Genomic DNA, 12,861 nt, shown 5'->3' on the forward strand with positions numbered 1-12,861 from the left:
ACGATTGGCCGCGACGCCGGGCAAATAGCCCCCTCCGTCAGGCCTGCGGCCTGCCACCTCCCCGCGCCGGGGAGGATCTACTGGGCTTCGTTTTTCAGCGGGCGGGTCAGCAACGCCCCGATCGCTTCCTCCACCGTCATCTCACCCGCGATCAGCGCCGCCACGGCTTGCGCGATCGGCATATCGACGCCCGCCCGCCGTGCCGCTTCGACCAGCACCGGCGCCGTCGCCGCGCCCTCGGCCACCGTCCGGCGATCCGCGAGCAGGCTTGCGGCGGATTGGCCGCGCCCAAGCCCCAGCCCCAACGTGAAGTTGCGCGATTGTTCGGAGGAGCAGGTCAGCACCAGATCGCCGAGCCCGGCCAGCCCGGCCAGGGTCGCGGGATCGGCGCCGCGGGCGCGGCCGAAGCGGCTCATTTCGGCGAAGCCGCGCGCGATCAGCGCGGCGCGGGCGTTCCGCCCCAGCCCCGCGCCCTCGACCACGCCGCAGCCGATCGCCAGGACATTCTTGACCGCGCCGCCGACCTCCGCCCCGATCACGTCGTGCGAGGTGTAAGGGCGGAAATGGGGGAGGGCGATGCGTTCGGCCAGGCGATCGGCGAGCGCCGCATCCTCGCAGGCGAGCGTGATCGCGGTCGGCAAGCCTGCCGCGACCTCGCCGGCGAACGTGGGGCCGGAGAGCACGGCGATCGGCGCTTCGGGGCATACCTCCGCCGCGACTTCGGACATCAGCGCCATGCTCCCTGCCTCGATGCCCTTGGCGCAGAGCAGGAGCGGCGTCGTGCCGACCGGGGCGCCGGCGAGGATGGCGCGCATATGCTGCGCGGGCGTGACGACCAGCAGCGCATCCGATCCTGCGAGATCGGCCAGATCCGAGGTGACGCGGATCGCCGGCGAAAGCGGGATGCCGGGCAGATAGAGTGTGTTCTCCTGCTCCTCGCGGATCGACCGTACCACATCCGGCTCAAACGCCCACAGGCAGGCCGCCCCGCCTTGGACCGCGACCTGAGCGAGCGCCGTACCCCAGGCACCAGCACCGATGACGCCGATCCTCATGCGCACTTCCCCCAAACCGTTCGTGCTGAGCTTGTCGAGGCACCGTCCTTCTTTGGAGCCGTAAGAGAAAAACAGCCCTCCGAAAGGCTCAGGGCGAACGGGGGAGGGGTCATGCCTTCACTCCTGCGCCGCGCGCTTTTTCGGCCGATGGATCGAGCGGCCAGCGGGCGCGGGCCGGCGTATCGAGGGAATCGGTGTGGCCGGCCGAGAAGCGTTCGACGCCGGCCCAGGCGATCATCGCGGCATTGTCGGTGCACAGCCACAGCGGCGGCGCCACGAAGCGCAGGCCGAACTCGTCGGCGAGGCCTTTGAGCGCGCCACGGATCGCGCTGTTCGCCGCAACGCCGCCGGCGATGACCAGGGCGGTGGGCGTTTCCATCCGCGCGAGCCCGCGCCGCGTGCGATCGATCAGGCAATCCACCACCGCCTGCGTGAACGAGGCGCAGATGTCCTCCGGCGAATAACGGCCGGATTCGGCGGCGCGCAGCACCGCGCTCTTGAGACCCGCGAAGGAGAAATGCGGCTCGGCGCTGCCGACGAGCGGGCGGGGCAGGGGCACGGCCTTGGCATCGCCCTGCGCCGCTGCGCGCTCCACCGCCGGGCCGCCGGGGAAGCCGAGGCCGAGCAGCTTGGCGGTCTTGTCGAACGCCTCGCCCGCGGCATCGTCGATCGTGGTGGCGAGGCGGCGATAGTCGCCCGGTCCGCGGACTTCGAGCAATTGGCAGTGGCCGCCGGAAACGAGCAGCAACGCATAAGGGAAATCGAGATCGGGATCGGCGAGGCGCGGGCTGAGCGCGTGGCCTTCGAGATGGTTGACCGCGATCAGCGGCTTGTTCGCCGCCAGCGCCAGCGCCTTGCCGGTGACGAGGCCGACCATCACGCCACCGATAAGGCCGGGGCCGGCGGTGGCGGCGATCGCGTCCACGTCCGCGAGGCCGACGCCCGCCTCCGCCAGCGCCGCCTCGACCAGCGGGGTCAGCACCTCGACATGCGCGCGTGCGGCGATCTCCGGCACGACGCCGCCATAGGGCGCGTGCGCGGCCTCCTGCCCCGCCAATTTGTGCGCAAGGACGCGGCGATCGGCGGTGACCAGCGCGGCGGCGGTCTCGTCACAGGAGGATTCGAGGCCCAGGATGATCATCGCTCTCCCTGCGCCGGAAGCGGCACGGCTTGCAAGCCGGGGCCGGCGTGCGGCACAGGCAAGGGATGGAGACGCTTGGCTTGTTTGCGGCATGAAGACGCTGCTGGTGCTCCGCCCCGAGCCCGGCGCGGCGCAGACCGTGGCGGCGGCGCGGGCGATGGGGCTTGATGCGATGGCAATGCCGCTGTTCACGATCGAGCCCGTCGCCTGGGACATGCCCGCCGGCGGCTTCGATGCGCTGATGCTGACCAGCGCCAATGCCGTGCGGCTGGGCGGCAGCGGGCTGGCGAAGGCAGCGCATCTGCCCGTCTATGCGGTGGGCGAGGCGACGGCGGCGGCGGCGCGGGCGGCGGGTTTTCGTGTCGCCTATGTCGGATCGCGTGGCGCGGCGGCGCTTTTGACCGCGATGCGGGATGGCGGCGTCCGCCGGGCACTCCACCTTGCGGGCGAGGTGCATCGCGATGCCGCCGATCCCGAGATCCATTTACAGCGAGTGATCGTCTATCGTTCGGTACCCGTAAAGCATCTGCCCGCTTTCCCTGCGGATGGCGTCGCGCTGATCCATTCACCCAACGCGGGATGCCTGTTCGCGCGCCTGATCGACGAGTCGCGCGCGCCCCGCGCCAATATCGCGATCGCCGCCATCAGCGCCGCCGCTGCTGACAGGGTGGGGGATGGCTGGGCCGCCGTCGCCGTCGCTGCGCGGCCGCGCGATGCAGCGCTGCTGGCAGTCGCGGCCAAGCTGTGCGAGGAAGCGGCCACAGGTTTGGACGGATAAGCAGGATGGACGAGGGGGATTATTACCGGACGCAGCCGCGCCGATCGCCCTTCGGCCTTTGGGTGGCGCTGGTGTTGCTGGCCTTCGTCGGCGGCGTCGTGCTCAGCGCTTATGCGATCCGCCACTGGGATCGGATCGGCACGCTGGTGCGGCCCGTGCCGGTCGCTGCTCCTGTGCAGGCCCAACCTGTCGCCCAGCTTCCCGCGCCCGTGTCTGCAGCGCCCGCCACCGTGGACCCCGCGCTGACCGACCGCGTCGATACGATCGAAGAGCAGGTCGAGACGATTGACAAGCGCGCCGCCGCGGCGAGCAGCGATGCCGATCGCGCCGAAGGTATGCTGGTTGCGCTAGCGGCGCGGCGCGCGCTCGATCGCGGGCTGCCGCTTGGCTATCTCGAAGGACTGCTCCGCCAGCATTTCGGCGGGACCGAACCGCAGGCGGTGGCGACGATCATCGGCGCGGCGCAGCGGCCGGTGCTGCTGATCCAGCTGCAGGATGAACTCGGCGCGCTCGCATCCAAGCTGGAGGTGCCGACGGCGGCGCCCGGCTTCTGGTCGGGGTTCAAGCGCGCGATGGGCGGCCTGTTCGTGATCCGCCGCGCCGATCAGCCTTCGATGCTGCCCAGCGATCGCCAGGCGCGCGCGGCGCATGCACTCGATCAGGGCCAGGTGAATATCGCGATGACCGAGGTGGCGCGGATGCCGGGATCGGCCAAGGCCGCCGACTGGATGGAGAAAGCGCGCCGCTACGTGATGGCGCGCAACGCCCTCGATCGGATCGAGGCGGCGGCGTTGCTGAGGCCTGGTCCGGCGGTGGGGGTGAGCCAGTAAAGCCCCTCCCCTTCGGGAGAGGGGTTTAACCGATCAGAATCTCTCGCGCCTGATCCCAGAGCTGCGGGCTGGCGGCGGCGATCAGGCCGTTGCCTTCGCCGCCGACCCGATAGGGCCTGCCATCGAAGCGGGCGATGCGTCCGCCGGCTTCGGTCAGGAACAAGGCTCCCGGAGCATGGTCCCAGGGCAGCGATCGCCAGAACAAGGCGATGTCGCTCTCGCCGGTGACGATGCGCGGATATTGCTCGCCGGCGCAGCGCGGCACGGCGGTTTCAATTAGCTTGCCCGGCAGGCGGTCCGCGATGGCGGCGCGCATCTCGGCCGGCAGATAGAATTTGGTCAGCGCGATGGTCGGCAAAACCGTGCTGCCAGGCTGCGCGACAGTGCGTTCGCCATCTATATAAGCGCCGTGGCCGAGATGGGCGTGGCAGAGGCGATCGCGCACGGGATCGAGGATCCACCCCGCCTGGGTCTCGCCATCGGCGACCAGCGCGATCATGATCGCGAAGGGCTGGACCCCTTCCGCATAATTGGCGGTGCCGTCGATCGGATCGACGATCCAGGCGAGACCCTGATCGATGCCGTCGAGCAGGGACGGATCGGCGGCGACGGCCTCCTCGCCGATAACGCGGGCTTCGGGCAGCAGCGTGAGCAGGCCCTCGGTCAGCCGCTCCTCGCTGAGGCGATCGGCGACGGTGACGAGATCGCCCGGCCCCTTCTCCATCACCTGCTCGGCGCCGAGCGTGCGGAAGTGCGGCAGCACGATATCGCGCGCCACTGCGCGCATCAGCGCGGTGACCGGGGCGTCGAGCGGGTGGACGGGCATCAGCTGCGGTAATCGGCGTTGATCGAGATGTAACCGTGGGTCAGATCGCAAGTCCAAACCGTCGCCCGGCCATCGCCCAGGCCGAGATCGACGCCAATCTCCACTTCATCACCCTTCAGGTGCGCGGCGACGGGCGCTTCGTCATAGCCCTCCACGGCGAGCCCGTTCTCGGCAACCTGCGTCGCGCCGAAGCGGATGGCGAGCTTATCCCGCTCGGCGGGTTCGCCGGCCTTGCCGACCGCCATCACGACGCGGCCCCAATTGGCATCCTCGCCGGCGATCGCGGTCTTTACCAGCGGCGAGTTGGCGATGGAGAGCGCGATGCGGTGCGCGCTGCGGTCGGTCTCGGCGCCCTCCACGGTGACGGTGATGAATTTGCGCGCGCCCTCGCCATCGCGGACGACGAGCTGCGCGAGCTGGCGGCAGAGATCGGTGAGCGCGGCCTGGAAGGCATCGGCGCCGGCATCGTCCTCATGCGCGAGAGCAGCGTTGCCTGCCCGGCCCGTGGCGAAGGCGAGCACGGTATCGGACGTCGAGGTATCGCCATCGACGGTGATACAGGAGAAGGTCTCGGCATTGGCCTCATCGAGCATCCGCTGCAGCAGGCCGGGCGCGATGGCGGCATCGGTAAAGACGAAGCCCAGCATCGTCGCCATGTCCGGTGCGATCATGCCCGATCCCTTGATGATCCCGGCGAGCGTCACTGTCTTGCCGCCGACGATCGCGGTTGTCACCGCGCCCTTGGGGAAGGTGTCGGTGGTGGAGATGGCGGCGGCGGCCTCTTGCCAGCTCGCTTCGGGCGCGGCGAGCGCGGCGTCGATGCCCGCTTCTGCCTTGTCGATCGGCAGGGGCACGCCGATCACGCCGGTGGAGGCGACGAACACGCCCGACGGCTTGCAGCCGACCGAGCCCGCCACGCGCGCGGCGATCGCCTCGACCGCGGCGCGGCCGCGGTTGCCGGTGAAGGCATTGCTGTTGCCGGCGTTGACCACCAGCGCGCGCGCTTCGCCCAGCAGCAGCGCGGCGCGGCACCATTCCACTTCGGGCGAGGGGCATTTGCTCTGCGTGGTGACGCCCGCCACCACCGTGCCCGCGTCCAGCGCGACATAAGTCAGATCGGCGCGGTCCCACGCCTTGTAGCCCGCGCGGCTGACGGCGATGCGGACGCCGGAAATCGGCGGAAGGTCAGGGAAAGGTGAGGCCAATGGCGAGATATCGGTCATGCGGACCCTCTACGTCCCCCGCCCCCGCTCCGCCAGCCCGGGCTGTTGCGACGAACCGAGCTTTTCGGGAAGCCGCCATTTCGCTATGAACGGCTGCTGGGGAGTGGGGTTTGTATGCGTTATATCAAGGGTTTACTTGGATTAACCATGTGCGTTTCGGCCCAGGCCGCGATGGCGCAATATGCGCCGCCAGCCCCGCCGCCGCAGGCCGAAGGCGGCACCGATCGCCTCGAACAGATGCTGTGGGACGGTGCGGTGCGCAACAATACGCCGGATGCCTATCAAACCTATCTGCGCCGCTATCCGCAGGGTCCGCACAGCGATCAGGCGCGCTATGTGCTGTCGCGCCCACCCGCGGCTTCCTACCCGCAGCAACAGGCGGCCCCCGCCTATCCGCAGCAGGCCGCGCCTCAGCAGGGCTACCCGCAGCCGCAGGCGATGCCGCCCGAACCGGGGGCGCCGCCGCAGGCCGAAGGTGGAGCGATGCCCGCCGAACCCGGACCGCCGCCCGCGATCGAACCGCCCGTCGCGCCGCCCGCTTCTCCGATTCCTGCCGCCGCGCCGGTCCCTGTCGCCGCCACGCCGCAATCCAAAGGATCGCCGCTGTTCCTCTGCCGCCCGGTGTTCGCCAGCGGTGCGGCGCCGTACGAGCAAGCCGGCGAGGCGGAGATCGGCGCCTATCTGCAGGCGCTCAAGGTCAACAGCGTGGCGGCTTATCGAGCCTATCTCCAGGCCTATCCGCATGGGACGTTTGCGCCCGCCGTCGGCGAGTTGGTCGCCACGCGCGAGGGCCGCGCCAAGGCGATCGCTGCCGCCAACGTGCCCGGGCCGAGCCAGGCCCATCCCCGTACGCCCGTCGTGATCGGCGCCGCCGATTACCCGCAGGGCGCCACGGGCGCGGGCAGCGCCACCGCGATCTGGGAGGTGGCGGAGGACGGCTGCGTACAATCCTGCCGGATCGAAAAATCGAGCGGTTCACCCGCGCTGGACGCTGCAACCTGCCGCATCCTGAGCGCGCGCGGCGGCTATGAACCGGCGCGCGATGCCGCGGGCAAGCCGATCCGATCGATCGAGACGGGGACGTTCAGCTGGACGCCGCCGGCGAAATAGCCCGGTTCATTTGGCGGCAGGGACGCTGACCACAAGCCGTATACGTTATTCACGCCCGTTTAGTGACGGTATCTGACGGGTTGGTGCGCGTGCGATCGGCCGACCGCATTCCGAGGCCCGATCAAGCCTCGAAATTGCAGACCATATTACCCACAGTAACGGATTGCTGCGTGGTCGCCATCGTCGGCGGCGTTGGCTGGTTGTTGTAGGTGCCGTCCCAGGGGCCGACGTAGCTTGATTGCCGCGGCAGATAAAAGGCCGTTCCGACCAGGTTTACCGGCGTTTTGATAATGAAGCCCGCTTGCGGATTGGTGACGTAGGAACTTTCCACCATGATGAAGCTCGTGTTCGTTCCATTATGGGTCGAGCTCGTATTGTATAGATAGATCAAAGTATCGATCGGTGTGCCGTTGGGTGTGGTGGTGACCTGCGCGTTAGGGGTGAACGGCGTGAGACTGCCTTGGCCACAGCTCCAATAGACTTTCGCGTGCCCCGCGCCATCCGAATAAATGTTTGATATCCGCAGAATGAGAGTGTCCGTCGGCAGCGGCTGCATCACTTGCGATGCGGCGGCGAAGACGTTCTGAATATCGGACTGCTGTATCTGGCTGAAGGAGGCCGCAAGATCGCCTGAGGTTTGCGTCGCTTGGTTGAGTTTCGATTTGGCCAATATCAGCGGATAGATATCGATACTGCCGAGCAGCAATATGATCAGAAACGGAGCAGTGATGGCGAATTCGACCAACGACGTGCCCGCCTGATGCCGGAGCAGACGTGCGACGAGGCCACGGTTCGATAGCGATGGCCATACGACCCATTGCATCAGCAACTCGATCCATTATTGATCGTGGAGCCGTTGGGTTCGTTGACGAAGACATAAGTTGCGGAAGCCAGCAGCCAATGGCCGGCTGTCGAGACGCCGCTGATGCTGCTGTTCGTTATGCCGGATAGCGTCGCCCAAAGAAGAGGGGTGACGACAGGCCACAGATAATAGCTTCTGATCTCGACAATTTGGCCTGGAACGCCGGAATAATAGCAAAAACCCGTGGTGCTGAACGATTTGCCGTTCACGGGATTGGGAATGCTGGCGTTGGTGTAGGACGTCAGCGTGCGCAGATCCAGCTGGACGTTCGCAGTGCAGGTCGCCAGCGGAAGGATTACCATGTTCGCGCAAAGAGAGGCTTTGAAATCGGCGGGAGACAACGTCGCACCATTGCTCTGCGTCGTGGCATTGCCGGTCGCGACCGTAGAACCCACGCGAATCTTTCTGGCGGCCACCGCCGTGGCATTGGAAAGATTGAGGTTGACGACAAGATAGAGGCCGATCTCGATGATGCCCATCAACAGCATGAAGAAAGGGATCGCCAGCAGCGCAAACTCGAGCGCGGCGGCCCCACTGTCGTCGCGACCGATTCCCGACCGGGTACGGGCTTGCCCACCGGCCGCACGCTGCGGGATCACAGGTTCGACCCGACCTTTCCGCATGATGATGCCCCGCCGCGCATGTGTGCCCGCAAGATCGCCGACCCTTTGCCCCAACATTCGCGCGGCTATACAGCCCCATCTGTCTACACAAAGTTAAGGCCTTGCCTGTATCCGACCTGTTGGACCGGGCACGTTGAGACATGGCTATGCGCTTTTTCGAAAGGATCATTCGCCCGTTCGGCGCGCTCTTTCGCAGGATTTGTCGCGATCAGCGCGGCAATGTCCTCTTGCTTATCGGCTTGGCCACACCAATTCTCGTCACGATCACGGGTTTCGCCACGGATTACGCTTACGCCAGCTATCTGAAGCGCACGCTGGACAAAAGCATCGACGCCGCCGTGATCGCATCCACCTCGCAGACCGCCGCGGCCTCGGGCGCCGGCTACGGTGACCTTAGCTGGCTGCAAAGCTATGGCGTGGCCGTTTTTCAGGGCAATGCCCGCAAGCTGGGCCTGAACATCACGCCGACCCTGACCGTGGTTCCCAACGCCTCCGGTGGCGTTGTATCGAGCGGCTCCTACAGCTACGCCATGCCGACCTACTTCAGCTCGATCTTCGGACTGCCGACGATCGTCGTCTCGGGCCAGGCAAGCGCGACCGCGAACCCGACCACCTACATCAACTATTACATCATGGTGGACATCTCACAGTCGATGGGCGTCGCGGCGACACAGGCCGACATGACTGCCCTTTACAACCGTACCGTGGCCAACGGGAATGCTGGATGCGTGTTCGGCTGCCATGTTGCGCAAGGCGGCGACAAATATTCGAATGAGTATCTCGCGCACAATATCAGTCCGCGCATCAACCTGCGCATCGATGCAGCGATCTCAGCGATCCAGACGATCATCAACGATGCCAAGAACGCCTCCGGCCAGGCACGGAATATCAAGATCGGCATATACACCGTCAGCGCCGATCCGACCACTGGACAGAAGATCACCAAGATCAGCGATCCGACGGCGGATTACGCAACGCTTACGACTCTCGTCGGCAACATCACGCTAGGCAACAACAATTCCGGCGGCACCGGCGATACGGACTTTCCCAACGAACTGTCCGCTTTCAATTCCTATATTCCGACTAACGGTTCCGGAGCTTTGGCTGCAAGCCCCAAGAACTATGTCTTCATCATCACAGATGCGGCGGGGGATGTCCCTGGTTCATGCTATACGGGCCACTGCATGTCCGTTTTTTCGCCCGACAACTGCACCAGCCTAAAGGCGAAGGCGACTGTGGGCACCATCTACACTACCTATCTTCCGATCTATAACAAAAATGACCAGACGCAGGGGTATGAGGCTGCCTACGCTGCGCTGATAGACCCAATCGTCTCGCAATTCGCGCCGAACATGCAGAGTTGCGCGACCAATGCGAGCTATTATTATCAGGCCACCGATGGGCCGGCCCTGAATGCGGCGATGCAGAAGCTCTTCGCATCGACCCTCAATACCGCCCGGCTAACCCAGTAACCCCACCGGCCCGGGGCTAGTTGGGAGGGCGCCTCTCCGGATGGCCCCATCTAAGCTGTGGATAGGTCGGCGCGCGCCGCTTCCCATCCTCGCGCCACCGCCTACAAGAACGGCATGGCTTCCGGTTTCGTCCCGCTCCGTATTTTCTCGGCCTACACCATGCTGGAAGGCGCGATCGATCCCAAGGCGATCGTGGCGCGCGCCAAGGCGCTCGGCTTTCCCGCTGCGGCGATCGGGGACCGCAATGGCCTCTATGGCGCGATGGCCTTTTGCGAGGCGGCGAAGAAGGCCGGGGTGCAGCCGATCGTCGGCACCTTGCTGGCGGTGGCGCGGCCGGGGACGCCGGAGGGAAAAGCTCCGACGATCGATTGGCTGCCGCTCTATGCGCAGACGATGCAGGGCTATGACAATCTCTGCACACTGGTGTCCGCCGCGCATCTCGATCGGCCGCAGCATGAGGAGGCGCATGTTCTGATCGATGCGCTGATCGGGCGGAGCGAGGGGCTGATCGCGCTGACCGGGGCTGCGGATGGGGCGCTGGCGCGGCTGCTGGCGGGCGAGCAGAGGGCGGCGGCGGAAGCCTACCTCGATCGGCTGGAAGCCCTGTTCCCGGGGCGGCTCTATATCGAGATCGCGCGGCGCGGCGATGCGATCGAGGCGCAGGCCGAGGAAAGCCTGATCGATCTCGCTTATGCGCGCAATCTGCCGCTGGTCGCCACCAACCCGGTCTGCTTCGCGGAGCCCGATTTCCACGCCGCGCACGATGTGATGCTGTGCATCGCCGCCTCGGCCTATGTCGAATCGGACGATCGCGCGCGCTCGTCGCCCGATAGCTGGATCAAGCCGGCCGAGGCGATGCGTGCCGCATTCTCCGATCTGCCCGAGGCGATCGCCAACACTCTGGTGGTGGCGCAGCGCTGTGCGGTGGCCGCGCCGAGCCGCAAGCCCATCCTGCCCAGCCTGGCCGGCGATCGCGATGCCGAGGCGGAGCTGCTGCGCCGGGATGCGCGGGCGGGGCTGGAGGCGCGGCTGGATTGGATCGAGGGGCTACGAAAAAACCAGCAGCGTCCGTTCGTCCCGAGCGAAGTCGAGGGACGTACTGCGGCCGGTGAGGGCGAGCGTGTCTCGACTTCGCTCGACACGAACGGGGAGGGAGCTTCGGGGGACTGGCGCCGGCCCTATCTGGATCGCCTCGAATTCGAGCTCGACGTCATCATCCAGATGGGGTTTCCGGGCTATTTCCTGATCGTCGCCGATTTCATCAAATGGGCGAAGGAGCAGGATATTCCGGTGGGACCGGGGCGCGGCTCCGGCGCAGGCTCGGTCGTCGCCTGGGCGCTGACGATCACCGATCTCGATCCGCTCGCGCTCGGCCTGCTGTTCGAACGCTTCCTCAATCCCGAGCGCGTGTCGATGCCGGATTTCGATATCGATTTCTGCGAAACGCGGCGTGGCGAGGTGATAAGCTACGTCCAGCAGAAATATGGCGCCGATCATGTCGCGCAGATCATCACCTTCGGGCGATTGAAGGCGCGCGCCGTGCTCAAGGATACCGGCCGCGTGCTGCAGATGAGCTACGGCCAGGTCGATCGCCTCGCCAAGCTCGTCCCCAACCATCCGACCGATCCCTGGACGCTGGAGCGGACGCTGCAGAAGGGCGGGGTGCCCGAGTTCCGCTACGAATATGAGAATGACGGGCAGGTGAAGCGGCTCGTCGATCTGGCGATGAAGTTGGAGGGCCTGCCGCGCCATAGCTCCACGCACGCGGCGGGCGTGGTGATCGGCGATCGGCCGCTCGATCAATTGGTGCCGCTCTACCGCGATCCGCGCTCCGAATTTCCCGTCACCCAGTTCGATATGAAATATGTCGAGGGTGCCGGGCTGGTGAAGTTCGACTTCCTCGGCCTCAAGACGCTGTCGGTGCTGCAGAAGGCGGTGCAGTTCCTTGCTGATCGCGGCGAGAAGGTCGATCTCGCGGCGCTGACCTGGGACGATCCCGCCGTTTACGCGCTTCTCCAGAAGGGCGACACGGTCGGCGTGTTCCAGCTGGAATCGGAGGGCATGCGCCGCACGCTCGCCGCCGTCCGCCCGACCAATTTCAACGACATCATCGCGCTGGTCTCGCTCTATCGGCCGGGCCCGATGGATAACATTCCGATGTTCGGGGACCGCAAGAACGGCCGCGCGGGCATCGAATTTCCCCACCCCTTGCTGGAGGGCATCCTCCAGGAAACCTACGGCATCTTCGTCTATCAGGAACAGGTGATGCAGGCGGCGCAGGTGCTGGCCGGCTACAGCCTGGGCCAGGCCGATCTGCTGCGCCGCGCGATGGGCAAGAAGATCAAGGCCGAGATGGACGCGCAGCGCGCGGGCTTCGTCGAGGGTTGTCTGGCGGTGAACGGGATCGCGGCGCCCAAGGCCAACGAGCTGTTCGATCTGATCGACAAGTTCGCGGGCTATGGCTTCAACAAGAGCCACGCCGCCGCTTATGCGTTGCTCGCCTATCAGACCGCCTGGCTGAAGGCGCATCACAAGGCGGAATTCTACGCCGCTTCTATGTGTTACGACATGGCGCTGACCGATAAGCTCTGCATCTGGGTGGACGATATCCGCCGATCGGGGGTGACGTTGCTGCCGCCCGATGTGAATCGCAGCGAGGCGGAGTTTTCGGTGGAGCTAGTAAGCCCCTCCCCTTCAGGGGAGGGGTTTGGGGTGGGGGAGTCCGCCAGGCCAGTAGAGCTCGCGCGAGATCCCGCGGGCATGGGGGGCGCCCCCCCCCCCCCCCCCCCCGACGGGGGGGGGGGGGGGGGGGGGGGGGGCGCGGGGCGGGGGGGGGGGGGGGGGGGGGGGGGGGGGCGGGCCGGGGGGGGGGCGGGCGGGGGGGGGGGGGGGGGGGGGGGGGCCCCGCGAACGCAGCGCCCCCACACCCCAACACCGCCCC

At 66.6% G+C, this 12,861-nt stretch carries 11 protein-coding genes; 5 read left to right on the forward strand and 6 right to left on the reverse strand.

What is annotated here, in order from left to right; translation table 11 throughout:
- Window positions 1-77: 77 nt before the first annotated feature.
- Window positions 78-1,055, reverse strand: a complete 978-nt coding sequence (locus FHS31_RS08695) for an NAD(P)H-dependent glycerol-3-phosphate dehydrogenase (protein ID WP_167072957.1) — start codon at window positions 1,053-1,055, stop codon at window positions 78-80.
- 109 nt (window positions 1,056-1,164) lie between these two features.
- Window positions 1,165-2,196: a tRNA (adenosine(37)-N6)-threonylcarbamoyltransferase complex transferase subunit TsaD gene (gene tsaD / locus FHS31_RS08700; RefSeq protein WP_167072958.1), complete on the reverse strand. Its 1,032-nt coding sequence runs from the start codon at window positions 2,194-2,196 to the stop codon at window positions 1,165-1,167.
- 91 nt (window positions 2,197-2,287) lie between these two features.
- Between tsaD and FHS31_RS08705 the strand changes: the two genes are divergently transcribed.
- Together FHS31_RS08705 and FHS31_RS08710 are read left to right on the forward strand one after the other, a co-directional pair.
- Window positions 2,288-2,974 carry a uroporphyrinogen-III synthase gene (locus FHS31_RS08705; RefSeq protein WP_167072959.1) on the forward strand — a complete coding sequence of 229 codons (687 nt, stop codon included), beginning with the start codon at window positions 2,288-2,290 and terminating at the stop codon, window positions 2,972-2,974.
- Between the two features lie 5 nt (window positions 2,975-2,979).
- Complete coding sequence (locus FHS31_RS08710; RefSeq protein WP_167072960.1) at window positions 2,980-3,804, forward strand: hypothetical protein; 825 nt, start codon at window positions 2,980-2,982, stop codon at window positions 3,802-3,804.
- A 25-nt stretch (window positions 3,805-3,829) separates the two neighbouring features.
- Here FHS31_RS08710 and FHS31_RS08715 read toward each other — a convergent pair whose 3' ends face one another.
- Window positions 3,830-4,630 carry an inositol monophosphatase family protein gene (locus FHS31_RS08715; protein WP_167072961.1) on the reverse strand — a complete coding sequence of 267 codons (801 nt, stop codon included), beginning with the start codon at window positions 4,628-4,630 and terminating at the stop codon, window positions 3,830-3,832.
- Window positions 4,630-5,853 (reverse strand): bifunctional glutamate N-acetyltransferase/amino-acid acetyltransferase ArgJ, encoded by a 1,224-nt coding sequence (gene argJ / locus FHS31_RS08720; RefSeq protein ID WP_167072962.1) that lies wholly within the window; start codon window positions 5,851-5,853, stop codon window positions 4,630-4,632. The genes FHS31_RS08715 and argJ overlap by 1 nt, the downstream gene beginning before the upstream one ends.
- Before the next feature lie 147 nt (window positions 5,854-6,000).
- Here argJ and FHS31_RS08725 point away from each other — a divergent pair, with 147 nt between their 5' ends.
- On the forward strand, window positions 6,001-6,963 hold the full coding sequence (locus tag FHS31_RS08725; protein ID WP_167072963.1) for an energy transducer TonB: 963 nt from the start codon (window positions 6,001-6,003) through the stop codon (window positions 6,961-6,963).
- A gap of 121 nt (window positions 6,964-7,084) precedes the next feature.
- Here FHS31_RS08725 and FHS31_RS08730 read toward each other — a convergent pair whose 3' ends face one another.
- The gene (locus FHS31_RS08730) at window positions 7,085-7,786 is read right to left on the reverse strand and encodes a TadE/TadG family type IV pilus assembly protein (protein ID WP_167072964.1); all 702 of its coding nucleotides are present in this window, start codon (window positions 7,784-7,786) and stop codon (window positions 7,085-7,087) included.
- On the reverse strand, window positions 7,786-8,424 hold the full coding sequence (locus FHS31_RS08735; protein ID WP_167072965.1) for a TadE/TadG family type IV pilus assembly protein: 639 nt from the start codon (window positions 8,422-8,424) through the stop codon (window positions 7,786-7,788). The genes FHS31_RS08730 and FHS31_RS08735 overlap by 1 nt, the downstream gene beginning before the upstream one ends.
- A gap of 170 nt (window positions 8,425-8,594) precedes the next feature.
- On the opposite strand from FHS31_RS08735, the gene FHS31_RS08740 reads away from it, so the two are divergent.
- Window positions 8,595-9,920 carry a Tad domain-containing protein gene (locus FHS31_RS08740; protein ID WP_167072966.1) on the forward strand — a complete coding sequence of 442 codons (1,326 nt, stop codon included), beginning with the start codon at window positions 8,595-8,597 and terminating at the stop codon, window positions 9,918-9,920.
- A gap of 114 nt (window positions 9,921-10,034) precedes the next feature.
- Window positions 10,035-12,861 (forward strand): DNA polymerase III subunit alpha (gene dnaE / locus FHS31_RS08745; RefSeq protein ID WP_243843346.1); only part of this gene is annotated, 2,827 nt, incomplete at its 3' end.

The organism is Sphingomonas vulcanisoli (assembly GCF_011761305.1).
In the GTDB taxonomy this organism is placed as follows: domain Bacteria; phylum Pseudomonadota; class Alphaproteobacteria; order Sphingomonadales; family Sphingomonadaceae; genus Sphingomonas_I; species Sphingomonas_I vulcanisoli.